Raw genomic sequence first — 24,537 nt, forward strand, 5'->3', positions numbered from 1 at the left:
TCCCGGCGCTACCTCGGCCTCGACGTCCTCAGCAAATCACGCGCCGTCAACGACACCCCGACCGAACAGGAGGCCACCCCCGCGGCACTGACCGCCTGAACCATTAACTCGAAGAATCACACGACAGGCGTCGTACACCACGCCCATGGACTTGACCCGGCTGGGTTTACCTGGCGTCACCGGGTCATCACTGCTTGGCCCACACAACACCGGCCTGGCCACCCGGTATGGGGCATAACAACTTCATGTAGACGCCGCATAGCCAGGCGGCGCTGCCGCCGATTACCCATGCGATGACGCGTTGCTATCGAACAGTCTCTGCGGATGTGTCTGACCGGTCCACCCTCGATGCCGAGGCGAGTCAGATCGCACCAGGCCACCTCGACGCCTTGATCGCTCAGCTGCAAGGCTGTGGCGTCGTGACCATCCGAGCCCCGGACCCGGCCAGCGCACTGAATGCCGGAACCTAGCGATTTGGTTCTGATTTGCGGGTTATGTCCAGACACATTTCGCCATCGAATATTCACCGACAATGATCGAGAATCGCCCCGAATCGGCCAGAATCGCTCGGTTACGCCCAGGTTCGTAGGAGCCGGAAAGCCTATGTGCCGCTGGGAAATTCCCGGATTTGAATGCGTACTCTAAGAACGGCCAAAAACGAATCCATTGGTCGCGGGTTCGAGCCCCGCCCGCCCCACTCAAGCCCCAGCAGTCCCAGTGTCCTCATCGCTCACGTCAATCGGGAACGAGACATCGCCCTGCCGTCTTCAGGTCCCTCGACCGGCGGTAGAAGCCGTATCGATTCCCGACCGCTGAGCGTTACACGAATCTGACGAATGCCAGCAAATTCACATCCGCGGAGGTATCCATAGCGATCCGTCAAGCAGCTGAAACGAAACCCGTTGGCCCGAACGTGTTTAGGACCCAAGATCGACGGCCATAGTTCTCTGCGACGGGGGCCGGATCGCTGCTTTCGATCTCGATGGCAACGTCCGGAGTGCACATCGCACGTACGAGCGCTGCAGCGCCCCCGGGGTGCGCAGTCTCGCAGAGACCAAGGAGGTCACCGATGGACATGAAGAAGATCACCGCAGGTGCCGCGACCGCGGGCATGCTCGGGTTGGGTGGTCTCGGCCTCGGAGCCGGGATTGCACTGGCCGACCCGCCGAATCCGAACCCGGGACACTCCGGCAACGGTCCGGGCCACAACAAAGGTCCGGGTCACGGCAACCCGAATCCCGTACCGGACTTCACCGGGCCGGGGGTCAACTTCGGCGGGCCGGGCAACCCGTTGCCTCCGGGCCTGGGCTTCCTGCCGCCTCCGGGACATGGTGGCCCGATGCCACAGGACCGGATTTTTCTTCCGGAGATCCCCGCTTGGGTCGTGAACCCGGTGCTGCCGCCGGTAGGCACCCCGCCGCCGCCTGAGTTGCCCGACTGGGCCGACGGCCTGGCGATCGTGTGGAATTCCGACCTCAGCGCCTGGGGGGTCTGGGACGGCGAGCAGAGCGTGTTCATCCGACTTTGATCGCCGGAAGGAGCCGCCCCGCCGCGCCGGCGGGGCGGCTCTGCGTCCGGCCTTCAACCGCTTGCGACCGTCAGGCCGCGCGTCCGCGCGCGTAGGAGAGAAGATCGGTGCCGTGATGCGGCGCCTGGAAGCGGTGCACGCCGGCGCCCTGCGCGTACGACAAGTGCCCGCCGAGCGCGCCGCCGACGCTGACGACGGCCAGTGCGATCATCGTCAGGGCCGTGGCGCGGCGGTGACGCTCTTTGCGGTGCGCCCGGTACGCCAGCGCGAACAGCACGATGGCGGCGCCGTTGGTCGCCGCGTGCAGGAGTCCGACCCGGCGCTGTTCGCGATTGAGCAACGGAAAATCCGCCCAACCCGCCAGTGCGGTGGGTGGAGCGGCCACTAGTCCGATCCCCAACAGTCGGCGCGCGGTCGTGTGGTCCTTGAAAGCCACGTCGAACAGCAACGCGGTCGTCCAGGAACCGAGGGGAAGAAAGATCATCAAGGGATGAACAGGGTGTCCGAGCCAGGACCCGCGCAACGCCGAGGCGAGTGGTCTATTGCCCAGTAGTCGTTCGACCGTGTCGGCAGCGCGGTCAGCGGGGCGGTCGACCGCGCTGACCGATTCTGCGGAACGCAGTATCGAGTGAATGTTCATGGCGCCTCCTCGGAGGCTGAGGTACCCCGCTGCCGCCGGGCGGAACCGCAGCGGACGCTATTCGCACCCGGTTCCGTTGCCGTCCCGGTCCAGCCCGTAGATGTCGCTACCGGTGACGGTCACCGGGCCGGAGACGTAGGCGGGGCCGTTGCCGCTGCCGCCGGCGCAGTCGACGTCGCTCGCGATCGGGACGCAGGCTCCCGAATAGTTGGGGTCGCACTCCGATCCCTGCTGCAGCGGCGCCGAAACGAGATCGGCGTTCGCTGCAGGCATCAGCGTGAACGCAGCAGCAAACCCGATGACCATTACCGTGAATTTCCCCACGGCCAGCCATCGTAGCCTGCCGATCGTCAGCCGGCCCGATCGTCAGGGAGGTTGCGGCCGTTCCTGGAGCGGGCCGGCGGCGAGCAGGTGCCAATGCAGAAAACGATCGATGTGATCCAGAAAGCGAACAGGTTTACGCCCCCGCAGAGACCCCCAGTCCGTTTGCCGGTACCGCGACGCCGGTACGGGAACACGTGGGCAAGGTGTCGTGACGGAGAACTGCGATAAAGGTCTAGGTTGAGTCCATGCAGCGAACCGGTGTCCCGGATCTCGACGAACTCGTCGCTGCCCGCGATCAGATGGAGCGTCTGGTGCGGGTCATCGTCGCGATCGGTGCCGATCTGGACCTGGATGTGACCCTGCACCGGATCGTCCACGGGGCCATGGAGCTCTGCGACGCCCGGTACGGAGCCCTGGGGATTCGCGCCGCCGACGGCAGCCTGGCGCGCTTTGTCTGTGAGGGGATGGAGGAGACCGCCGCGCACCGGCTGGCCGAAATGACCGTCGGTGAGGGGATCCGCGTCGACGATTTCGGCGGGCACCAGGACCCGGAATCTCGGGATCTCCCGATGCACGCCGTGCTCGGCATGCCGATCACGGTGCGCGGAGCCGACTTCGGCGCGCTCTATCTGGTCGACGACCGGCCCGGCCGTACGTTCACCGATTCGCAGGAAGGCGCGGTCCGCGCGTTGGCCACCGCGGCAGCGGCCGCCATCGACAACGCCAGACTCTTCGAACGCGAACGGGAGTCGGCGAAATGGACCAAGGCCAGTCGCGAGATCACCACCGCACTGCTGTCCGGTGACCCGCAGACCGGACCGCTGCAACTCATCGTGAACCTGGCCCTGGAACTGGCCGACGCCGAGCAGGCGATCCTGCTCGTGCCGGGGGAGCCCGACCTGCCCGCCGACGAGGTCGCCACCCTGATCGTCGCGGCGACGGCGGGTCGCTACGCCTCCGAGGTGATCGGCCGTCAGGTCCCGATGGAAGGTTCGACCACAGGTGGTGTCGCGCGGCGCGGTCTTCCGCTGATCACCGACTCGTTCCAGTACCCGATCGAGGGGTTCACCGACGTGGGCAACCGCTCGGCGATCGTGATGCCGTTGATCGCCGACGACGCGGTGCTCGGGGTGATCGCAGTCGCACGCCGACCCCACCAGCCGGCGTTCGACAACGACTATCTGGAACTGGTCAGCGATTTCGCCCGCCACGCGGCCATCGCGTTGGCACTGGCGGCCGGACGTGAGCATGCGCTGAACCAGGAACTCTCCCAAGCTGATTCGGTCGACTCCGCCTTGATCGCCGCCACAGAGGAACTGCGCAGACTCTGGCGGGCGCGCCGCGTGCTGGCGGTCATCTTCCCGAGCCACGCCCCCGCGCCGGATGCCGCACCGGAGGTGGTGTCGGTGGGAGAGACCGTGCTGTGGACAGACCTGCCGGCGGCGACCCATCATGCGCTTCACGCTTTACGTGACGGTGACCTGCTGACGCCCACCGTGTCACAACCCGGCACGGCCGGTATCGCGATCCAGCACCCGGAAGGTGTGCTGGTCGTCTGGATGGACCTGGCCGCGGAGCGGCCGTTCACACTCGAGGACCAGACGCTGCTGACCGTGCTGGCGGGCCGCCTCAGCCAGGGGCTGCAACGCCTGCACCGGGTGGATCAGCAGCGCGAGACGGCGCTGGCGCTGCAACACGCGATCCTCGGTCCGGCCGACCTCCCGCACGGCTTCGCGGTGCGCTACCAGGCGGCCAGCCGGCCCCTGCAGGTCGGTGGCGACTGGTACGACGTCGTCGACCTGGATGACGGACGCATCGCGATGATCGTCGGCGACTGCGTCGGCCACGGGCTGCCCGCGGCCACCGTCATGGGCCAGGTGCGCAGCGCCTGCCGCGCCCTGCTGTTCGACAATCCCAGTCCCGCAGCCGCATTGGCGGGCATGGACCGTTTCGCCGCACGGCTTCCCGGCGCGCAGTGCGCCACGGCCGTGTGCGTGGTGCTCGACCCGGCCACCGGGGAACTCGTCTTCTCCAGTGCCGGACATCCGCCGCCGATCCTGGTGCACGCCGACGGCGCGGTGCAGCTCCTCGGAGAGGCGCATACCATCGCGCTGGGGCTGAGGGTCGGGTGGCAACGCCCCGAGGCGCGCATCACGATACCGGCGGGCGCCACCCTGCTGCTCTACACCGACGGACTGGTCGAGCGGCGGCGCGTGCTTCTGGAAGAGGGCATCTCCCGGGCCGCGGGTCTGCTCGAAGAGCAGCGCACGGCCTCGCTGGAGGAACTGGCCGACCACATCATGACGCGCATGGCGCCCGACACCGGCTATCAGGACGACGTCGCGTTGTTGCTGTACCGCCATCCTGCGCCGCTACAGCTGAGCTTTCCCGCCGATGCCAGCCACCTCGCGCCGACCCGAACCGCGCTGCGCAGCTGGTTGACCCGCGCCCGCGTCGAGCCGGGCCGCGTAATGGAGGTGTTGGTCGCCGCAGGGGAAGCGGTCGCCAACGCCATCGAGCACGGCCACCGGCACAGTCCGGGCGGCACGATCAGCCTGCACGCCACCGCGCTGGTGGACCGGGTGCAGTTGACCATCGCCGACACAGGCTCGTGGAAACTCCCGCAGCCCGTTCGCGACGCTCATCGCGGCAGGGGGATCGCGCTGATGCGAAACCTTATGCAAGACATCGCAATTGACCACGACCCGGCCGGAACCACCGTTCGGCTCTACGCAAGGATCTGACCGATGCCCACCGAGCTCACCCTCGAGATCATCCGACGGCCCGACGGCGCCGTCGCTGTGGTCGCGTCCGGCGAGATCGACCTCAGCAACGTCGACGCCCTGAAGCGGACGTTGGCCACCGCGACCGCCGAGGCCGACGATTCCGGGGCACCACTGGTCGCCGACCTCGGTGCGGTCGAATATGCCGACAGCGCCGCGATCAGCGTGTTGTCCGCCCACGCCGAGCAGATCGACACCCTCATCGTCCACCCGCTACTGAGAACCGTGTTCGCCATCAGTGGGCTCGGTGAACTGATCACCATCGAGACCGCGGCGGCCGACGCGAATCAGTCGAACTGATCGAAAAGCCGGTCGAGCGCCCGTTGTTCGAGCTCGATCCACCGATCCACGTGCCGGCGAACCTCATTGACCTCATCGGGGGTCAGGTGGTGCGCACCGTCGGGAGTCATGCGGCAGACGTCCATCGGCCCGCCGACGCTCGATGAAGACGCGTCGAGCGCATCGAGCACCCGCAGTGCGGCGACCACCCCGTAGTTCACATCGCGTTCGGACATCTGAAAAGACGTCAGCAGGGCATGAGCCTGCTGGGCCATCGCCGCGCCGCTGCCGATCGACTGGAATCCGGTCTCCTCGTGATGCCCGATCAGCCCGTTGGGATCCACGTCGATGATGAACGGTGTCTCACCGACATATCCGGCGGCGAGCACATACGTCGCCGGGGTGCCGCCCGCCTTCTGCCCCGGCACGTCTGTGATGAAGCTCGCATAGTGGTGTTTGAAGATCGGCAGCACCCGGGCCTGCAGCGCATGGCCGACGTTCTTGGCCTCCAGCACCGAGTCTGCCTCGTCGGCCAGCACCTGCTCGACGTCGTAGAGCACCGCGCGGGACCCGCTGCCGCCCCACGCGGCGTGGGTGCCCAGCGCGTGCAGTTTCTGCGCCGGATAGGTCATACCGCGGCCGGGATCGGTGATTTGTGAGTCCGACGCCAGCACTACCCCGTTTGCGCACCGCAGCGCCAGAACGACAGTCACGCCATGATCGTGCCACGGCCGCCGGCGAACCCCTCCCGGTTCGTGCTTCTGTTGCTGTCACCTATGGTGGGAACACATGGATGTCTCCCTTTTGGCTTTCGAATGGACGGACACCAGTAGGCACTGGCTCATCGAGGTGCCGATCAGGATCGTCGCCTACCTCGTCGTCGCCCTGGTCATCCGCTTCCTCGTGCACCGCATGATCGACCGCGCGACCACCGCCAGGTCCCGCAAGGACCGCGCCGCCGCCGGTGACGGCGAGCGGGCCAAGACTCCGCCGCTGGTCCGCTACCTGCGCGACCGGGTGCCCTCCTCGGCCAGCAATGAGCAGGTCGTCGCGCGACGCCAGCAGCGCGCCCAGACGATCGGGTCGGTGCTGAAGTCGACGGTGTCGATCGTGCTGCTGGTCTGGGTGGTCCTGGCCATCCTCAATGTTCTCGGAGTGAACATCGCGCCGTTCATCGCGTCGGCCGGCGTGGTCGGCCTCGCGATCGGTTTCGGTGCACAGAATCTGGTCCGGGACTTCGTGACCGGGGTGTTCATGCTCCTCGAGGACCAGTACGGCGTCGGTGACACCGTCGATCTCGGCGAAGCGACCGGTGAGGTGGAGAGTGTCGGGCTGCGTATCACCACGGTCCGCGACATCGACGGCACGCTCTGGTACGTCCGTAACGGCGAGATCGCGCGCGTCGGCAACATGAGTCAGGAGTACGCCGTCGCTCGGATCGAGGTGCCCGTGGCCCTGACCGCCGACGTCGACCAGGCCGAGCAGGTCGCGATTCAGGCGGCCCACGACGCCGTGGCCGATCCCGCGCTGGCCGGCAAGGTGATCGGCGAGCCCGAGATGCTCGGTGTCCAGGAACTCTCGCCCGACCTGATCAGGCTCCGCATGACGGTGAAGGTCCGGCCGAACGCGCAGTGGGCGGTACAGCGCAAGCTCCGGCGGGCGATTCTGCGGGCCTACGACGAACACGGCATTGATCTGCCCTATCCGGGCGGCCGCGCGCAGGTCGCCGTCGGCGAGTAGCCGCGCTCAGTCCTCCGACGCGGCGCCGCCAGGTCTCACCAACCGGCCGAACCGGGAACACCCTTGAACGGACCGGCGATCGAGCTGGTGATCCAGCCGCCGTAGAAGCCCCCGGGTTGCGGCGTGACGGTCTCGCCGTTGACGGTGCAGCGGTCGACCAGCGCGGGCATCACCGCGACGGCTCCGGCGATGGCGGCGAACGGACGTGTCGGCCGTCGATAGGCCCAGGCCGCCCGCACCGCGGACACGGCAGCGGTCACCAGATCGAAATAGCTCGCCTCGCCCTTCCATTCGCACCACGACGATCCCTCGGCCGGTCGCAGTACCCCGGCCTGGAAGCAGCCTGCCGGCAGGTAATAGGTGGGCGGATGGCTGGTTTCCAGTACCCGCCACGCCTGATCGGTCGCAGCGACCGTCACACCTCCCAGTTCGACGGTGATCGAACCGCGAAAGACCTCCAACCGGGGCGGCCGCGGGTAATCCCACACCGACTCCTGGCCGGGGCGCGGCTTGTCGGGAACGGGCACAAGGCCGAGAGTAGCGGTATGGCCACCAGCGAGCGGGCGGCGTCCCGCACCATCTTCGGTCACCCGATCGGGCTGACGAATCTGTTCGGGGTCGAACTGTGGGAGCGGTTCTCCTTCTACGGAATGCTGACGATTCTCGGCTACTACCTCTACTACTCGGTGACCGACGGCGGTCTGGGTCTGCCGCAGAGCACCGCCACCGGCATCGTCGGCGCCTACGGCGGTCTGGTGTACCTGTCGACCGTGCTGGGCGGGTGGATCGCCGACCGGATCCTGGGCATGGAACGCACGGTGTTCTATGGCGGTGTGATCGTGATGCTCGGGCACATCGCGCTGGCGGTCCTTCCCGGACTGACCGGTGTCGGCGTCGGCCTGCTGCTGGTCGCCCTGGGGTCGGGGGCGCTGAAGGCCAATGCGTCCTCGTTGCTGGGCACGCTCTACGACAAGGGGGATGCCCGCGCCGACGGCGGGTTCACGCTGTTCTATCTCGGCATCAACCTCGGCGCCTTCCTGGGGCCGCTGATCACCGGACTGCTGCAGACCCGGCTCGGTTTCCACTACGGGTTCGGTGCCGCGGCCGTCGGCATGGCGCTGGGCCTGATCCAGTACGTCGTGTTCCGGCGCAACCTCGGAGAGCACGGACGGCATGTGCCGAATCCGTTGCCGCGCAGCGCCCTCGGTAGAACCGTCGGTGTGTTCGTCCTGGTGCTGGCGGTCGTCGCCGCGGCGGTGGCATTGAAACTGGTGACACTGGCCAATTTGTCTCAGGTCACCACCGGGGTCATCGTGGTCGCGTCGGTCGTGTACTTCGCGATCATGCTCCGCAGCGACAAGGTCACCGCCCCGGAACGGATGCGGGTGCGCGCCTTCATCCCGCTGTTCATCGCCAACGCCGTCTTCTGGTCGCTGTTCCAGCAGATCTTCACCGTGCTCGCGGTGTACTCCGACGAGCGGATGAACTGGTCCATCTTCGGCTGGGTCGCGCCGTCGAACTGGATCGGGTCGATCGAACCGATCTGGATCATCGTGCTGTCACCGTTGTTCGCGGCGATGTGGACCCGGCTGGGAAGCCGCGCACCCACCACACCGCGCAAGTTCGCCTACGGTGTGATCGGCATGGGTCTGGCGTTCCTGTGCTTTGTACCGCTGGCCGGGTTCAGCTCCGTTCCGGCCCTGCTGGTGTTGGTGGTGCTCGGCGTGTTCGCGGTGTCGGAACTGCTGCTGTCACCGATCGGGCTCTCGGTCACCACCAAGCTCGCGCCGGAGGCGTTCCGGGCGCAGATGATGGCGCTGTACTTCTTCTCCGTCGGTGTGGGGACGTCGACGTCCGGGGTGCTGGCCGGGTATTACGACCCGTCCGGCGAGGTCGTCTACTTCGGCGTCCTGGGCGGGGTGGCGATTCTGGCCGGCGTGATCGTGTTCGCCATCTCGCCGTGGATCAGCCGGCAGATGGAAGGAGTGCACTGACGGTCAGTCGGTGAGCTCCACCGTGGCGACCGAGGACAGTTCACCGTCATCGTCGGGCTGCTCGAAAACCACGTGGGCGCTTCGGTTCCCGGCTTCGAAACTGGCGATGGTGTTGCCGAACAGCGGTCCGCTGAGGTTGCGCCACGACATGGGAAGGTCGGGGCAGCCGACGCGACGGGCCCAGCGGCGGGTCAGCCGGGCCGCACGCTGAGACCAGGCGATCTTGAAGGCCGGCTTCACCGGCGCGGGAACGTAGTTGTGCACCGGCGAGCACACGAGCTGATGCACCCGCGCGGCGGTGGACTCGGGGAAGTCGACCCGGGCCGCGTAGCTGTGGTGGACGTCGCCGGAGAGTACCGACACCGTCGCCGGCCCCCGCGACGGCTGCGACGCGGCGGCCTGGATCAGCTTCGACAGCCGCAGGAACGATTTCAGGAACGCCGGCCAGTGCTCCAGGTCGGCGGTCTGGCGGATCTTCTCGGCCAGCCCGCCGCGCCATCCGCCCCGGTTGGCGGCGAACTCGTTGATGGTCTGCAGGTCGCCGAGTGCGGGCGGCAGCAGCCAGGGCAGCGATGTCCCGATGAGCAGATGGTCCAGCTCGCCCAGGTCGTCGTGCACCTGTTCTTCGAGCCAGGCGAACTCCCTGTCGCCCAACATCTTCCGGTCGCCGCTGTCGAGTATGCGGGCGTTGCGGGAATCCACCATGATCAGCCTGCTGCGGCCCAGGTCCCAGCGGAAGCTGAACCGCAGCCCCTTGTCGCCGTCCACCTCGCTGTCGGCGCGGTCCGCCAACTCCACCAGATGCGACCAGCAGTCCCCGTGGGCCGCCGTCACCTTCTGATAGTCGTCGTCGGCGTCGAGTTGCTCGGGACTGAGGTTGCCGATGTGCTGGTACACCCAGTACGACCCGAGACCGGCGCGGATCCGGTCGCGCCACCACGGTTTCTTGTTCATCTCGCGCCGCCACGCCGCCGAGGTGTTCCAGTCGTCCCGGATGTCGTGATCGTCGAAGATCATCGCGGTCGGCAGTGTCGACAGGATCCAGCGGATCTCGGGATCGCCCCAGGTGTGCCGGTAGAGCCCCTCGTACTCGGAGAAGGTGACGACCTCGTCGGGTGGGCGGCGCCGGCTGAGGCGCCGCCTGCCGCGGTGGCCGGCGAGATTGCGGCGCGCCTCGGGGGTGAGTTCGTCGGCGTACACCTGGTCGCCGAGAAGCAGCAACGCATCCGGCCATTCGCCGACGTCGGTCGCCGTCAACCGGGTGGCATAGCAGTCCAGCGCATCGATCCCCAGCTTCTCGTCCAGTTTCTTCTCGCCGGTCTTGGGATAGCGGCAGGATCCGAACACCACCCGCAGCCGGTCTTCGGTGCCCGGCCCACGGGTCCGGATCACGCTGGGCGGGAACTTCGAATCCGGTTCCGGCCACACCTTGACGCCGTCGACGAGGACGTCGTACTCGACCGTGGAGTCCGGGGTCAGATTTCGGACCGGCACCAGCGCGTAGTGGAAGCCCTGGACCTCGAAGGTCCGCGCCGTGCACCCGAGAACCTCCACCTCAGCCGGGGCGTCGGTCTGCACCCACACCTGGGCGGTGGTGTCGCCGACGTGCCGCAGCACCGGGCCGAGAACGAGAGTCACCGAACCAGCTTAGGCGCGGTAGTCGCTACCCTGTGCGGATGGTCGACACCACGGTTCGCCGGCGCGGGCCTCGCGGGGACGTCGACATCCGCGAGCTGATCCTGGACACCGCCGAGCGGATGTTCGGCGACTCCTCGATCGGGTCGGTGTCGCTGCGGGCCATCGCACGGGAAGCCGGAGTCGCGAATCGCTCTGTGATGTACCACTTTCCGGCCAAGCGTGACCTGATCGCCGCGGTTGCCTTCCGCCGCTCCGGGCGCATCACCCCGGCCATCGCCGCCAACCTGGCCGCGCTCGTCGACGCGCCGGCGGAGGTGGGCGTGCGTGACGTCGTCGAAGCTCTGCTGATGCCGCATGTGACGTTGTTGCAGACCGAGCCCGTGCACGGCCTGTCGTGGTTGAAGGTCATGACACAGCTCGCTTTCGACGACGACCCGATCTGGCGCGAGGCCCTCGACGGCGATCCCGGACTGCCGGATCTCTTCGTCGCCGCGGCGGGCCGCGCGATCCCGGGACTGCACACCCGGAAGGTTCAGCAGCGGGCGGCGCTGGCGATGTACTCGATGATCGCGGTGTTGGCCGGCGCCGATCTGGCCGCCTACCGCCGTCCGCTCGGCCCGGACGGGCTCGACCCGGAGTGGGTGGAGCAGGTGGTCGAGTTCGCGTGCGGGGGACTGCGGGGCAGCGCCGATTCCTGACCGCGAACTCGTCCCGGAATTTATTCGACTGCATTAATCTGGGTCGATGGCGGTTGAGCAGCGCGTGACCTATTGCCGTCTCTGCGAAGCTCTGTGCGGGCTCATCGCCACCGTCGAGGGCGGTCGGCTGCAGTCCCTGCAGCCGGATCCGGACCATCCGTTGTCCCGTGGCCGGGTGTGCCCGAAGGGCATCGCGTTCGCCGAGGTGCAGAACGACCCCGACCGGGTGCTGACGCCGCTGCGGCGCCGCGCCGACGGCACGTTCGACGAGGTGGGCTGGGACGAGGCGCTCGACGACATCGCGGCCCGGCTGAGCCGAATCCTCGCCGCGCACGGGGGAGGCGCGGTCGGGCAGTACTTCGGCAACCCGATCGCGTTCGGCTATGCGACCGGGATCTGGTCGGGCTTCTTCCTCAGCCGGCTCGGTGGACACCACCAATACTCGTCGGGATCTCAGGACATCAATTCCCGCTTCGTCGCCAGCAAGCTGCTGTACGGCGCGGCCAGCCAGATCCCGTTCCCCGATCTGCCGCGCACCGACTTCCTGTTCATGCTCGGCGCCAATCCGCTGGTGTCCCATGGCAGCGGTGTGCGCACGCCGCGGGTCAAAGACGATCTGTCGGCGATCGTCGCGCGCGGTGGCCGCGTCGTCGTGGTCGACCCGCGCCGTACCGAGACCGCCCGCGCGCACGAGCACCTTGCGGTACGGCCCGATTCGGACGCCTGGCTGCTGTTGTCGATGCTGCACGTGATCTTCGACGAGGGGCTGGCCGACACCGCCGCATTGGACGCACAGACCACGGATTGGCGGATACTGCGCGAACGTGCCCGGGCTTTCCCGCCCGAAATCACCCAGTCGCGCACCGGCGTCGACGCGGACGTACTTCGCACTCTGGCAAGGGATTTCGCCACCGCGCGGGCGGCTGCGGCGTACGGGCGCACCGGCGCATGCCTGGGCAGGCACGGAACGCTGGTGAGTTTCCTGCTCGACGCGCTGAGCATCGTGACCGGCAACCTCGACCGTCCCGGCGGGACGCTGTTCGCCCGCGCCGTCGTGCCGTTGGAGGACCTCGGGGAGAAGGCCGGGAAGATGAGCTACGACACCGCCCGGTCCCGCGTCGGTGGCCTGCCCGAGGTGATCAGCACCTATCCGGCCACGCTGATGGCCGAGGAGATCATCACCCCCGGCGACGGACAGTTGCGGGCGCTGTTCGTCACCGCCGGCAACCCGGTGCTGACCGTGCCCAACGGTCCGATGCTCGAGAAGGCGCTCGACGAGCTCGATCTACTGGTGTCGCTGGATCTCTACGTCAACGAGACCAACAGCCACGCCGACTACATCCTGCCCGCCACCACCTTCCTGGAACGCTACGACGTGCCCTACAGCCTGGCCAACTGTTCGGCCGCGGTGTTCGCGCAGGCCACCGAACCGGTGGTGCCTGCGTACGGGCAGGCACGCAACGAGTGGGAGGTGTTCGACGAGCTGGCGCGCCGGATGGGACTGTCACTGTTCGCGACCGGCCCGCTGGAACGCTTCAACGGCGTGCTCAGTTGGCTGGACCGGCGCGGCGTCGCGCGCCTGACACCGCGCCGCCTCGTCGAGCTGTTGATGCGGATCGGCCCCTACGGTGATCGGTTTGGGTTGCGCCGCAACGGAATCAACCCTCGCAAACTGCGGGACAACCCGCACGGCATCGTGCTGTCCGAGGTCGCCCCGACCGGGATCCGTCCCGAGGCGGTCAAGCATCCGCACGGCCGGGTGGCTCTGGCTCCGGCGGAGATCCTCAATGAAATCGAGTGCTTCGGTGACCGCCATCCCGACGATCCCGCGTTCCCGCTGAGGGCGATCGGCCTGCGCGAGATCCGCTCACTGAACTCGTGGATGCACAACTGCCCCACACTGATGAAGGGCGACCGGCGCCACCGCGCCCGGATCCATCCCGACGATGCCGCGGCCGCCGGACTCACCGACGGCGCGAGGGTGCGGGTCACCTCCCGGGACGGGGCCATCGAGACCGAGGTGCTCGTCACCGACGAGGTGCCGGCCGGGACCGTCGCGATCCCCCACGGCTGGGGGCACAGGGGCGGCTGGCAGCTCGCCAACCAGTCCGGCGGGGCGAACGTCAACGAGCTGACGTCCAACGATCCGGCCGACCTGGAGCGCCTCGCCGGCATGTCGGTGCTCAACGGCGTCGCGGTGCGGATCGAGCCGGTCGACGCCACCACGGTGGCGCCCGCCGGCTGACTCACCCGCGCCCGAACTTCTCCTTCACCAGATCCATGACCGCCCGGCTCGCCGGCGCGGGCGTGAAGGCCCGGGCCGCCGCGGTCAGCGCGTCCCGGGCCTGCCCGCTCAGCTCGATGTCAGCCGCGGCGACGTTGAACTCGAGCTGCTCCACACTCGACGCTCCCGGGATGGCCACCACGCCGGGCAGTGCGATCAGCCACGCCAGCGCAACCTGCGCGGGCTCGGCGCCGACATCGGAGGCGACCGCGCGCAGCGTCTGAAGCAACGGCTCGACCCGGCGCAGGTTCTCGGTTGCGAACAACGGGTTGAAGGCGCGCACGCCGCCGGGTCTGTTGTCCACGCCGTACTTGCCGCCCAACAGTCCCTGGGCCAGCGGGCTGTACGCGATGACGATGCGGTTGTTCTGCTCGGCGAACGGCACGAGATCGTCAAGGGCGTCCGGATGAGCCAGCGAGAAATGAACCTGGTTGCTGACGACGGGCCGGCCCAGCGCCGCGTCCGCCTTGCGCCAGCGCGCCAGCGAGTAGTTCGAGACCCCCGCAGCCCCGATCACTCCCTCATCGAGGAGGTCGCGAAGCCCCGGCATGATCACCGCGTCCGGCACCACGGGGTTGGGTTGATGCACCTGGTAGAGCGGGATGCGATCCAGCTGAAGCCGCCGGGCGCTGGCCCTCGCGCGCTGTTTGACGACGGCCGGGAACGGCGCAACCGGAAAGACCTTGGTGGCCACCGCCACCCGGGTGCGCTCGGCGCCGAGCGCCTCGCCGAGAATCCGCTCACTCTTGCCGAACCCGTAGATCTCTGCGGTGTCGAACAACGTCACCCCGAGCTCAAGCGCTCTCGCGACGATGTCCCGGGCGGCGCCCGCCGCGTAGTCGTCGCCGTAGCCCCACTCGCGGGAACCGAACTGCCACGTGCCCAGGCCGATCCTGCTGACCCGCCCCACTCCGTCGACGTCGAGGTACCTCATGAAGGCAACGGTACTGGCGGCGCGGCGGTAGTTCGAGGTCGGAAACGTCCAAGAGTTTGCTGACGCAATGGTAAGTTCGGCTCGCTACGCCAACGCTGGGGGTCAACGTGGACCGGTGCCCGAAAACACCGAACGGTTCTGTGCGCGGTCTGTACTCCGGCGTGGTGCTGGTCGGCCTCGGCTTGGGCATGGCCGCAGGTCAAGGGGTGGCGACGGCCAGCCCGGCCGAGTCCTCGGACTCGGTGGCGGCTGCGTCCTCGAACGCCTCGCCGTCGGCGCGCGACGACGAGAGCACCGACACCGACGAGAGCACCGACACCGACCCGGACGACGCAGAGGACGCACACGACCCTGACATCGCAGACGATCTCGACGGTGTCGATGCCACGGACGCCGACGGCGACGAGCCGTCGCAGCGCCCGGTCGCCCGCTCGGACGCCGCCGCCGGCCACCAGCCGGACGAGACCGAGGAGACCGAAGAGGCTGTCGAGACCGACGCAGCCGGTGACACCGACACGGCGGATGCCGAGGCGACGTCCTCCGCGGTGGCCGATGCGGTGGCCGGGAGTGCCAGTGCGTCCGCCGACCTGCGCACGCCGGTTGCTTCGCGACCCGTCACGGTGGAGACCATCGTCACCGACGTCCTCACCTGGATCGGGCTACCCACCCGTGCCGACGACGGCCGCGACCCGCAGACTCCGGTCTCGGCGCTCGTGCAATCGCTGTGGCTGGCGGTGCGCCAAGCCCAGTACACCTGGAACAACCAGCGTCCCGTTGCCGCCGTCACCACATCGGGACCGGGTCCCGACGGCGCGGTCACCGGCGCCCTCAACGCGACCGACTTCGACGACGCAGTGCTCACCTACACCGTCGTCACCGGGCCCGTCCACGGTCGGATCGTCCTCGACTCCTCCGGCGGCTTCACGTACACACCGGGCGCGTCGGCGGCCGGCCGTGCGGACAGATTCACCGTCAAGATCGACGACACCGCCGGCAACCCGTTCCATGTGCACGGGCTGCTCGGCCTGCTCGGCATCACCGGGCCCACCGTCGTGACCGTCACCGTCACTGCGAATTCTGCTGTGACAGAAGGATTTCCGTCGGGACTTGGTGTCGACGAGCTTACGGCGCGCGACGGTGTGGCGGTAACCCCCGGCCGCGACGGCGGGGTCAGCGTGATCGACGGCCGGTTCACCGACGCGCTGGTGGTCAACGCCGGCGATGCCGCTGCGGTGTTGAACTCGCTGGCGCCGGTGCTGGGTGCCACGGCCGGCTTCGCCGCCCCGGGGGCCATCACCGTCAGCACCGTCGGCAAGGGGGACACCGCCGAGCACTTCTACCGCTTCACTGAGAAGCTGGGTCCGGTCCAGGTTCTCGGTAGCGAGGTGATCCTGGTGACCAACGCCGCCGGCGAGGTCACCAGCGTGTTCAACTACTACCGCGGGCTGGGGGAGGGCTTCGACATCACCCCCGACGCCTCGGTCGACGAGCACATCGAGGTGCGGCTGATCGCGACTGCGGCCCACCTCGGGGCGGCCGCCGAATCCCGCGCCGTCCGAAAGTTCCTGAACGCGAGCGCATTCGCCGAGGAGCTGGTCGTCTACACCGACGACGACGGGACCTCCAGCCTGGTGTGGCGGGTAGCGGTGGTGGTGCGCGACACCGGTGAGCTGTCGCCATCGGGGACGACTTACCTGATTCACGCCGACGGCGCGTCGGCCGGTGCGGTCATCGTGTCCTCGGCCGACGCCCACGCCGCGACGTCGATCAGTTTCGCCAAGGACTGGCTCGGCCAGTCGCGTCTTTTCACCATCGACACCCGCAAGGTGTGGTGGCTCCGGACGTACCAGCTGATCGACAAACCCCGCAACATCACCACCTACCGGACTACCTACACGCTGTTCGGGTTGGGCAATCCGCAGCTACCGGGTTCGGTGGTCAAGCGCGGCCTGTTCGGGTGGGACGCCTCGGCGGTGTCGGCGCACGCCAACATGGCGCAGGTCTACGACTACTTCGAGGACGTACTCGGGCGAAAGTCGTTCGACGGCAAGGGCGCCCTGGTCTCGGTCAGCATCCGGTACAACCCGCGGATGTCGACCTCCGGCTACGCCAACGCGTTCTGGGACCCCAACCGGCAGCTGTTCGCGTTCGGCGACAGCGGATACCTGCAGGCCGGCCTGGACGTCGTGGCCCACGAGTTCGCGCACGCGGTGACATCCCATGTGGTCGGCGGCGGCGGTCCCGTGCTGGACTTCGACGAACCCGGCGCCCTCAACGAGGCTTTGAGCGATATCTTCGGCGTGCTGGTCGAGGGCAAGACCGGGGCGGACCGCTGGCTCGTCGGGGAGGACTCCGCGCTGGGCGCCGTGCGCGACCTCGCCGACCCGACCTCGATCGGAACCGTGTACGGGCCGCACCGGGACCGCTACAGCCAGCGGTACCGGGGTGAGGGCGACGACCGCGGTGAGCACGTCAACAGCACGATCTTCGGCCACGCCGCCTACCTGATGATGACCGACGCGGCCACCGGTGCGGTCACCGACGAGACCTGGGCGAAGGTGTTCTACCATTCGCTCGGGCGGCTGAGCAGCACCGCCAGGTTCGTCGACGGCCGGGCCGCGGTGCTCAGCAGCGCCCGCGGCCAGGGGCTGACCGACACTGAGCTCGCGGCCATCGCCCGTGCCTTTGACACCGTCGAGATCTACGGTGCGGCAACGTCATCGGCTGTCGCCGTCTGAACTGTCGACCAGCACCGCGCCGTCGGGACGGTCGCCGAGGGTCTGCAGGCCGATCGGGCCGCCGCACGCGGTCAGCCGGATGATGTCGGCCAACTGGCCCGGCGCGTCACACTGCACGTAGTGATCGGCGCCCGGGATCACCCAGTAGCGGTTGGTGCCGGGCTTCGGCTTCAGGTAGTGCTGCCAGACGTGGTTGGCCACCCGCAGCGGGGCGACGCCGTCGTGCAGGCCCCAGATCAGCGACGTGTCGACGTCGAGGGTGGACAGCCGCTCCAGCCAGCCGGTCTCGTCGGCGGCCCGCTCGTGAAGGTACCTCACGGTGTCGGGCAGCACGCCGATTCCGTCGTTGACGGCGAAACAGCTTGCCAGCGCGGCGATCTCGTCGTCCTCGAGAGAGCGTCGGGGCATGAAAGTGGTCGCTCCCAGGCCGGCGGCGAGCATTTCGGGCGTCGTCGCCGCAGCTGTGGCACGTCCGGTGGCGTCGTCGAGCAGGGCCACCTGGAACGCCGTCAGGTTGGCCAGCGGCAGATAGACGTTGGCGTTGGTCATGAACACGTCGGCCGGCGCTGCGCCGGCGTCGGCGAGCATGCCCAGCGCGATCATGCCGACGCTGCTGCCCCGATCATGGGTGATCATCCGGTAGTCGCCGAGGCCCCACCGCTCGGTGATCGCGTGAACCAGCAACCGCGCGTCGTCGTACAGCGAATACACATACGGAGATGGCGGCTTGCCGGACAGGCCGTATCCGGGGAAGTCCAGTATGTGGATGTCGAACTCGTCGGCGAGCTCGACGGTCAACGCGTGATAGTCGATACCCGAGGTGGGGAAGCCGTGCACACAGACCAGCGCGGGCGCTCCCGGGGTGCCGCACCGGCGGCTGAACACCTCGACCTCGGCGCCCGCGTTGGCCGGTGTGGTGGAGACCCAGGTGAAGCGCGTTGCATGGCGCCGCCATTCGGTGAAGATGTCCACCCGTGAAAAGCTAGACGCCGGGTCGTCGTCCAGGAGGTGTTTTCGGTGCCGCCCAGTCCGGGATCGCGCGATTCATTGCGCAACGTGGTGGCGCTGTCGGCGCCAGTCGGGCTCGCGTTCATCCCGCTGGGCATGGCGCTGGGCTTCCTGGTGGTGCATGCCGGTCTGGCGTGGTGGTGGGCCCCGGTGTTCGCGGCGGTGATCTATGCGGGGTCGCTGGAGTTCCTGATGGTGCAGCTGGCCGCGACTGCCGCGCCCATCGCCACGGTGGCGCTGACGACGTTCGTGGTGAACTCCCGGCACGTGTTCTACGCGCTGTCGTTCCCCCTGCACCGGGTCCGCGGTGTGCTCGGCAAAATGTACAGCACCTACACGCTGTCCGACGAGGCGTACGCCGTCGGGGTCAGCCCGGAGGCGCGGACATGGTCCACGCGGCTCATCCTGTTCATGCAGTTGTGTTTTCACCTGCTGTGGGTTTCCGGGGCGACCCTGGGCGGTCTGCTCGGCGAAGCCTTGCCGATCGAAAGACTGGTCGGGCTGGACTTCGCGCTGACCGCGCTGTTCATCGTGCTGGGCATCGATGCGTACCGCCAGCGGCCCGATCCCGTCACCGCGGCCGTGGCGGCGGCGTGTGCGATCGGCGCGTGGCTGACGGTGCCCGGACAGATGCTGATAGCGGCGTTCGCCGCGTTCGCAGGTGTGCTGCTGGTCCGGATGATATTGCAGCGCAAGGCCGACCGTGCCTGACAACCGCTACATCGCGGTGCTGGTGGCGGTCAGCGCGGCGGTGACCTGGGCCCTGCGTGCACTGCCGTTCGCGGTGCTGGCCCCGATGCGGCACAGCCGGGTGGTCAAGTACCTCAGCGTGCACATGCCGGTCGGGGTGATGCTGATCCTGGCGGTCTACACCGTGCGCACGGTCGCCGGTGACACACTCACCCAGCTCGTCTGGCTTGCCGTCGCCGTCGTTGTCACCGCCGGCCTGCATCTGTGGCGTGGGCACGCCCTGCTCAGCATCCTGGTCGGGACTGCGTGCTACGTGACGCTGATGTCGGTGTGGGGGTGAGGTCGGTCGGTCGACTGGAGATAGGCGACCAGCGCGTTGGTCAATCCGCGACGGGCGACGTCGAGATCGGCGAACGAGCCGAGTTGACGCTCGGACACCAGCCCGCGCATCGCCCCCGGGATCAGGGTGGCGACCTCGCGCACCCGCTCGGGATCGACACCCAGGCCGGCGAACGCGTTCCGGCAGATCTCCAGCCATGACCGACCCCAGGAATGCAGTTCGGCGGCGGTCTGTGGATACAGCCGCCGCAGTTCGGCGGGGTCACGCGGCAGCGCGGCGCGCAGGTTCTCGATCGCGCGCGAATCGGGCGCTGCCAGACCGTCATACAGCGTATCGATGATGCTCGCCACGCGGTCACGCAGCGGGGCGGCCGTGTCGACAGCGGCGAACACGTCGGCTCGGCGCTCAGCGGTGCGGTGCAGCACGGCCGCCCAGAAGCCGTCAGCATCCCCGAATTGATACTGCACCGCGCCCCAGGTCGCGCCGATGTCCTTGGCGATGCGGTTCGCCGACACCGATCCGGGCTCACCGGAGGCCAGCGACTTCAGCGCCGCTTCGAGCATGTTGGCCCGAGTCGCCTGCCCGCGTCGGTTCGGGCGCCGCTGCGGTGCTGCCGCCTTGCTCATGGAAGGAGCATACCGAAAGTTTCGTAGAACCGACTATGCTTTTGTCGTCCGCTGTTCTATCCTCACCGCATGGCCAAACCGCCTCTGTCGATGAAGCCGACCGGCTGGTTTCAGGTCGCCTGGTCCGACGAGATCGGCATCGGCGACGTCCACACGATGAAGTACTTCAACCAGGAGATGGTCGCCTGGCGTTCGGAATCCGGCCAGATCACCGTGATGAACGCATACTGTGAACACCTCGGGGCGCATCTCGGTTTCGGCGGTACCGTGCAGGGCGAGGTGCTGCAGTGCCCGTTCCACGGCTGGCAGTGGAATCAGCAGGGCCGCAACGTCTGTATCCCGTACGAGGACCGACCCAACCGGGGCCGTCGCATCAAGACCTACCCGGTGGTGGAACGCAACGAGTCGGTGTACATCTGGCACGACATCGAGAACCGCGAGCCGTTCTTCGACGCCCCGGATGTCTTCGCCGACTTCAAGGACGGCTCGGGTGTCGAAGACTACTACCCGCAGCAGCGGTTGTTCGAACAGGGCCTGGAGATGCACCCGCAGTACGTGCTCGAAAACGGCGTCGACTTCGCGCATTTCAAGTACGTGCACGGCACACCCCTCAATCCGATCTTGACCCGCCACGACTTCGACGAGCCGATCTCCTATGTCGACTTCACCATCACCTTCGAAGGCGACGACGGTCAGCGCATCGAGGACGTCAACAGCGGTGTCGAGGCCATCAACGGCGGACTCGGCATCGCGGTGACCAAGAGCTGGGGGATGATCGACAACCGCACGATCTCGGCGATCACGCCCGTCGACGAGTCCACCTCCGACGTGCGGTTCATGGTCTACATCGGCAGACCGAAGGGGGAGGTGCGCGACCCCGAGCGCGCCCGGGTCAAGGCCGAGGAATTCGGCGCCGAGGTGATCCGTCAGTTCCGCCAGGACATCCACATCTGGGCGCACCAACGCTATTCGGATCCGCCGGCGCTGGCGAGTTCCGAACTGGAAGGGTTCACCGCTATCCGCGAGTGGGCCAAGAAGTTCTATCCCGACGGCAGAGGCGGCAGCGCCGCCGAGCTGGCCGCCAAATCCGCACTCTGACATCTGAAAGGCTGCCATGACGATCAAGGTTTTCCAGGTTGCCACCGGCAACGTCGGCTCCGAGATGATCAAGCGAATCGCCGACCGGCCCGATCTCGAACTGATCGGGGTGCACTGCTACTCGCCCGAGAAGGTGGGCAGGGACGCCGGTGAGCTGGCCGGCCTGGCGCCCAACGGCGTCATCGCCACCGGCTCGGTCGAGGAGATCATCGCGGCCAAGCCCGACGTGCTGACCTTCCACGGGGTTTTCCCGGACGAGGACCTCTACGTCAAGGTGCTCGAGGCCGGCATCAACATCGTCACCACCGCCGACTGGATCACCGGCTGGCACCGCGACCGCAATCACCCGCACCCGTCGGGTAAGCCGGTCAGCCAGTTGCTCCAAGAAGCCTGCGCTAAGGGCGGTTCCACGTTCTACGGCACCGGCATGAACCCGGGCCTGAACCAGATCCTGGGGGTGGTGTGCTCCGCCGACGTCTCCGAGATCGAGAACGTCACCACCATCGAGTCGGTGGATGTGTCCTGCCACCATTCCAAGGACACCTGGATCGAGGTCGGTTATGGGCAGCCCGCCGACGACCCGGAGATCCCGGGAAAGCTGGAGAAGTACACCCGTGTGTTCGCCGACAGTGTGTACATGATGGCCGACTGCTTCGGTCTGACCCTCGATGAGGTGAAGTTCAGTTATGAGCTCGGCGCCTGCACCAAGGACGTCGACCTCGGCTGGTACCAGTTGCCCAAGGGATCGTTGGGCGGCAACTACATCAAGTACCAGGGCATGGTCGACGGCGTGCCCCGCGTCGAGACGCACCTGGAATGGCAGATGACCCCGCACACCGATCCGAGCTGGGATATCAAGGGCTGCTACATCACTGCGATCAAGGGCGACCCGAACATCTACAACAAGCACATGATCTTCCCGAAGCCCGGCGTCGATCTGTCAGACCCCGCGAACTTCGCCTCGATCGGCATGACCGTCACCGGAATGCCTGCGTTGAGCGCGATCTCGTCGGTGGTGGCTGCCCGGCCGGGCATCATCACCTCGGCCGATCTGCCGCTGCGCGGCTTTGCCGGACGGTTCAAGCTGTAGGCACTACTCCTCCGTGGTGGCGGCGGAGCCCCGGTTGTCGGTCTCGGTCTTTCGAGTGGTGGTCTCGGTGGTCTGCTCGTCGTCGGAGTCGTCGGCGTCGTTGTTTTCGGTGGTCTCCTCAGCCGTCTCCTCGGCCGATTCGTCCGTCGGCTCCCCGGCGGACGTCTGGCCTGCGTCCTCGGTCCCAGCCGGGGCGGCACCGGCCGTGTCCTCGTTCTGCTTCTCGGCGTTGGTGAATCCCGCGGCCACGGAATCACCCTCTACCGCTGCTGAATCGGCCGATTCGTCGGTTGCGTCGTCCTCTGGTGCCGCGCTGTCGTCGGTTCCCGCTGCCGCGTCATCGTCGGCCGTGACCGCGTCCGCGGAAGCCTCTGCGGAACCGTCGGTCGGCGGAACGTAAGGAACCGGGACGACGAGATCGCGGCCCGGCTGCGGAGGCAGCGGACGCCGCCATCCGGGGACATACTCAGACGGCGGGCGGTCAGGTAGAACCACGATCGGCGGCAGTCCCGGGACATGGAGATAGAGCTCGTCGGCGACAACCCAGACGGCGGCGAGGACGACATCACGGGCGAAGTCACCCAGGTTCGTGAAGAATCCCTCGCCGCGAAGGACGTCGGTGCTGTTGAAAACCGCACTCGCCGAGATGCTCTCGACGAAGTTGAACCCGACGTAGAGCTGCTTGCCGACGTAGCCGAGCTGGTTGGCGAACGGGGTGAACACGGTGCGCACGTCGGTGCGGAAGTCGATGAAGTCCTCGTCGATCCGGTCCGCGGTCGAGAGCGTGTCGTCGTCCGCGATCGTCGGGGCCGCGGCCTGCGAGCCGTCGCGGTGGGACGCGGTCGCTTCCGGAGCGAATACCCAGGGCCATGGGGACAGCGGCCGTGACGACGCGGTCAGATTGACAGCTGCGTCAGTATCTAAATTGCTGGCTACCGGTCTCGGTGGGGCGATCGGTGTAGCCATGATGGTGGCTCCGGCGAGTGCTGCCACCGCCAGCGCGGCGCCCGATTGCAGGTGAAGACCCATGAGTTCCCCCAGTTTGGATGTCTCCGGTGAGGGCAATGTAGCACCATCGTGTGCCCATCGAAAGGGTCAGTGTCTTTGCTGTGTTTCAGCTTTAAGGGTTGCTGCGAGCACTTTCAAGGAAGACTGCGCAGTGTCAGGGGAAGCTCGTCAAGTCGTCGCACCAGCAGGCTGGGCAACCACCGGACAGGCCCCGCCCGACTCGATCAGCGCGGTGTGCCGCAGCAGGTGCTCGATGACCACCTTCGCCTCACGCCGCGCCAGCGCGGCGCGTTGCCGACCCGATCAGGGCGGTGCCTGCGCTGAACAGGGTGACCAGCATGACCTGAGCTGTCAGCATCTCCAATTGTCTGATGGGGCAGGCGGTGGCAAGATCGCCGAGCAGATTGTCGCGCGGATTCTCGGCTGACTGGGCCAGCTTGTCGGCAATGTATGCCGCTAGCTCCATGGCGGCGGTGCCTGCGCCGGCCAGTGTGGGTTCGTCCACTCGCCCCTTGGAGCACCTGGGTGCTGGCATACGCCCACGCCCAGATCCGGTTGGCCACCGCAGCCATCCATTCCACGGCTCTGCCTCGAGGCATCGCGATGATGCGCTCCGCCGTGGCCGGTCTCAGCGGCGCTGAGCGTACCGTGACGGCGATTGTGATTGCGCTGGAACGGATCCGGACTGACCCGATCGGCTGCCAGACATTGCTGAACTCGACGCGTAAGGGGGAGTTGACGTGGATCGGCCGGTCGGCGGTCCCGCCCGCGCTGGCGGCCGAACTGACCGGTATCGACGACGACGATCCGCAGGCCGCGCAGTGGATCGTGCGTGTGGTGCTGACGCTGTTGTTCTGGCCGGTGGACGATCCGGTAGCCGAACGAGAGATGCTGCAGCGGTTCCTGATTCAGTAATCCTGAGCTCGCCGCGGGGCGGGGGTCGCGGATTTTGGTGCGTCATCGTGTCAGTGCTGCCTGCCATAATCGAAGGTATGTTCGAGGGTGTCGAGCCGCGGGAGCTTATCGAGGCGATGGGTTCGGCGGCGCGTGCCGAGTCGGCGGCGATCGCGCAGCGGCTTGAAGCTGTGGCTGTGTTG

Annotated in this window: 23 protein-coding genes; 13 read left to right on the top strand and 10 right to left on the bottom strand. The window is 67.5% G+C overall.

Going from position 1 to position 24,537, the window contains the following annotated elements:
• Positions 1-1,069: 1,069 nt before the first annotated feature.
• The gene (locus ACXMYJ_RS25575; protein WP_460359202.1) at positions 1,070-1,528 is read left to right on the top strand and encodes a hypothetical protein; all 459 of its coding nucleotides are present in this window, start codon (positions 1,070-1,072) and stop codon (positions 1,526-1,528) included.
• Between the two features lie 70 nt (positions 1,529-1,598).
• Here ACXMYJ_RS25575 and ACXMYJ_RS25580 read toward each other — a convergent pair whose 3' ends face one another.
• Together ACXMYJ_RS25580 and ACXMYJ_RS25585 are read right to left on the bottom strand one after the other, a co-directional pair.
• Positions 1,599-2,168 (bottom strand): DUF2231 domain-containing protein, encoded by a 570-nt coding sequence (locus ACXMYJ_RS25580; protein ID WP_460359203.1) that lies wholly within the window; start codon positions 2,166-2,168, stop codon positions 1,599-1,601.
• 57 nt (positions 2,169-2,225) lie between these two features.
• Complete coding sequence (locus tag ACXMYJ_RS25585) at positions 2,226-2,474, bottom strand: hypothetical protein (RefSeq protein WP_396885529.1); 249 nt, start codon at positions 2,472-2,474, stop codon at positions 2,226-2,228.
• Positions 2,475-2,737: 263 nt separating this feature from the next.
• Between ACXMYJ_RS25585 and ACXMYJ_RS25590 the strand changes: the two genes are divergently transcribed.
• Both ACXMYJ_RS25590 and ACXMYJ_RS25595 read left to right on the top strand, forming a co-directional pair.
• Positions 2,738-5,236 (top strand): SpoIIE family protein phosphatase, encoded by a 2,499-nt coding sequence (locus tag ACXMYJ_RS25590; protein ID WP_460359204.1) that lies wholly within the window; start codon positions 2,738-2,740, stop codon positions 5,234-5,236.
• Positions 5,237-5,239: 3 nt separating this feature from the next.
• Positions 5,240-5,575: an STAS domain-containing protein gene (locus tag ACXMYJ_RS25595; RefSeq protein ID WP_260754038.1), complete on the top strand. Its 336-nt coding sequence runs from the start codon at positions 5,240-5,242 to the stop codon at positions 5,573-5,575.
• On the opposite strand, the gene ACXMYJ_RS25600 is transcribed toward ACXMYJ_RS25595, so the two are convergent.
• Positions 5,563-6,267 carry an Ntn hydrolase family protein gene (locus ACXMYJ_RS25600; RefSeq protein WP_260754037.1) on the bottom strand — a complete coding sequence of 235 codons (705 nt, stop codon included), beginning with the start codon at positions 6,265-6,267 and terminating at the stop codon, positions 5,563-5,565. The two genes, ACXMYJ_RS25595 and ACXMYJ_RS25600, sit on opposite strands and share 13 nt — an antisense overlap.
• Before the next feature lie 76 nt (positions 6,268-6,343).
• Between ACXMYJ_RS25600 and ACXMYJ_RS25605 the strand changes: the two genes are divergently transcribed.
• The gene (locus ACXMYJ_RS25605) at positions 6,344-7,294 is read left to right on the top strand and encodes a mechanosensitive ion channel family protein (RefSeq protein WP_260754035.1); all 951 of its coding nucleotides are present in this window, start codon (positions 6,344-6,346) and stop codon (positions 7,292-7,294) included.
• Between the two features lie 35 nt (positions 7,295-7,329).
• Here ACXMYJ_RS25605 and ACXMYJ_RS25610 read toward each other — a convergent pair whose 3' ends face one another.
• Positions 7,330-7,821, bottom strand: coding sequence for a DUF427 domain-containing protein (locus tag ACXMYJ_RS25610; RefSeq protein WP_260754034.1), 492 nt, complete (start codon positions 7,819-7,821; stop codon positions 7,330-7,332).
• Between the two features lie 18 nt (positions 7,822-7,839).
• Between ACXMYJ_RS25610 and ACXMYJ_RS25615 the strand changes: the two genes are divergently transcribed.
• The gene (locus ACXMYJ_RS25615; protein ID WP_460359205.1) at positions 7,840-9,288 is read left to right on the top strand and encodes a peptide MFS transporter; all 1,449 of its coding nucleotides are present in this window, start codon (positions 7,840-7,842) and stop codon (positions 9,286-9,288) included.
• Positions 9,289-9,291: 3 nt separating this feature from the next.
• Here ACXMYJ_RS25615 and ACXMYJ_RS25620 read toward each other — a convergent pair whose 3' ends face one another.
• A complete protein-coding gene (locus tag ACXMYJ_RS25620) occupies positions 9,292-10,926 on the bottom strand; it encodes an alkaline phosphatase D family protein (protein WP_460359206.1) in 1,635 nt (544 codons plus the stop codon).
• Between the two features lie 38 nt (positions 10,927-10,964).
• Between ACXMYJ_RS25620 and ACXMYJ_RS25625 the strand changes: the two genes are divergently transcribed.
• Both ACXMYJ_RS25625 and ACXMYJ_RS25630 read left to right on the top strand, forming a co-directional pair.
• A complete protein-coding gene (locus ACXMYJ_RS25625; RefSeq protein WP_460359207.1) occupies positions 10,965-11,624 on the top strand; it encodes a TetR/AcrR family transcriptional regulator in 660 nt (219 codons plus the stop codon).
• Between the two features lie 46 nt (positions 11,625-11,670).
• On the top strand, positions 11,671-13,869 hold the full coding sequence (locus tag ACXMYJ_RS25630) for a molybdopterin-containing oxidoreductase family protein (RefSeq protein ID WP_460359208.1): 2,199 nt from the start codon (positions 11,671-11,673) through the stop codon (positions 13,867-13,869).
• Position 13,870: 1 nt separating this feature from the next.
• Here ACXMYJ_RS25630 and ACXMYJ_RS25635 read toward each other — a convergent pair whose 3' ends face one another.
• Positions 13,871-14,842, bottom strand: coding sequence for an aldo/keto reductase (locus ACXMYJ_RS25635; protein ID WP_460359209.1), 972 nt, complete (start codon positions 14,840-14,842; stop codon positions 13,871-13,873).
• Positions 14,843-14,982: 140 nt separating this feature from the next.
• On the opposite strand from ACXMYJ_RS25635, the gene ACXMYJ_RS25640 reads away from it, so the two are divergent.
• The gene (locus ACXMYJ_RS25640; RefSeq protein WP_460359210.1) at positions 14,983-17,580 is read left to right on the top strand and encodes a M4 family metallopeptidase; all 2,598 of its coding nucleotides are present in this window, start codon (positions 14,983-14,985) and stop codon (positions 17,578-17,580) included.
• Here ACXMYJ_RS25640 and ACXMYJ_RS25645 read toward each other — a convergent pair.
• Positions 17,560-18,552, bottom strand: coding sequence for an alpha/beta fold hydrolase (locus ACXMYJ_RS25645; protein WP_460359211.1), 993 nt, complete (start codon positions 18,550-18,552; stop codon positions 17,560-17,562). The two genes, ACXMYJ_RS25640 and ACXMYJ_RS25645, sit on opposite strands and share 21 nt — an antisense overlap.
• 45 nt (positions 18,553-18,597) lie before the next feature.
• Between ACXMYJ_RS25645 and ACXMYJ_RS25650 the strand changes: the two genes are divergently transcribed.
• Both ACXMYJ_RS25650 and ACXMYJ_RS25655 read left to right on the top strand, forming a co-directional pair.
• Positions 18,598-19,299, top strand: a complete 702-nt coding sequence (locus ACXMYJ_RS25650) for an AzlC family ABC transporter permease (protein ID WP_460359212.1) — start codon at positions 18,598-18,600, stop codon at positions 19,297-19,299.
• A complete protein-coding gene (locus ACXMYJ_RS25655) occupies positions 19,292-19,618 on the top strand; it encodes a branched-chain amino acid transporter permease (protein ID WP_460359213.1) in 327 nt (108 codons plus the stop codon). The genes ACXMYJ_RS25650 and ACXMYJ_RS25655 overlap by 8 nt, the downstream gene beginning before the upstream one ends.
• Here the strand turns inward: ACXMYJ_RS25655 and ACXMYJ_RS25660 are convergent.
• On the bottom strand, positions 19,588-20,244 hold the full coding sequence (locus ACXMYJ_RS25660; protein ID WP_460359214.1) for a TetR/AcrR family transcriptional regulator: 657 nt from the start codon (positions 20,242-20,244) through the stop codon (positions 19,588-19,590). The genes ACXMYJ_RS25655 and ACXMYJ_RS25660 overlap by 31 nt on opposite strands.
• A 69-nt stretch (positions 20,245-20,313) precedes the next feature.
• Here ACXMYJ_RS25660 and ACXMYJ_RS25665 point away from each other — a divergent pair, with 69 nt between their 5' ends.
• Positions 20,314-21,342 carry a Rieske 2Fe-2S domain-containing protein gene (locus ACXMYJ_RS25665; protein ID WP_460359215.1) on the top strand — a complete coding sequence of 343 codons (1,029 nt, stop codon included), beginning with the start codon at positions 20,314-20,316 and terminating at the stop codon, positions 21,340-21,342.
• Between the two features lie 16 nt (positions 21,343-21,358).
• Complete coding sequence (locus ACXMYJ_RS25670; protein ID WP_460359216.1) at positions 21,359-22,432, top strand: NAD(P)H-dependent amine dehydrogenase family protein; 1,074 nt, start codon at positions 21,359-21,361, stop codon at positions 22,430-22,432.
• Between the two features lie 3 nt (positions 22,433-22,435).
• Here ACXMYJ_RS25670 and ACXMYJ_RS25675 read toward each other — a convergent pair whose 3' ends face one another.
• Positions 22,436-23,461, bottom strand: coding sequence for a hypothetical protein (locus ACXMYJ_RS25675; RefSeq protein WP_460359217.1), 1,026 nt, complete (start codon positions 23,459-23,461; stop codon positions 22,436-22,438).
• A 247-nt stretch (positions 23,462-23,708) separates the two neighbouring features.
• Complete coding sequence (locus ACXMYJ_RS25680) at positions 23,709-23,945, bottom strand: hypothetical protein (RefSeq protein WP_260754008.1); 237 nt, start codon at positions 23,943-23,945, stop codon at positions 23,709-23,711.
• Between the two features lie 20 nt (positions 23,946-23,965).
• On the opposite strand from ACXMYJ_RS25680, the gene ACXMYJ_RS25685 reads away from it, so the two are divergent.
• Complete coding sequence (locus tag ACXMYJ_RS25685) at positions 23,966-24,355, top strand: hypothetical protein (RefSeq protein ID WP_260754005.1); 390 nt, start codon at positions 23,966-23,968, stop codon at positions 24,353-24,355.
• Positions 24,356-24,537 lie beyond the last annotated feature (182 nt).

This window comes from Mycobacterium sp. ZZG (genome assembly GCF_054786995.1).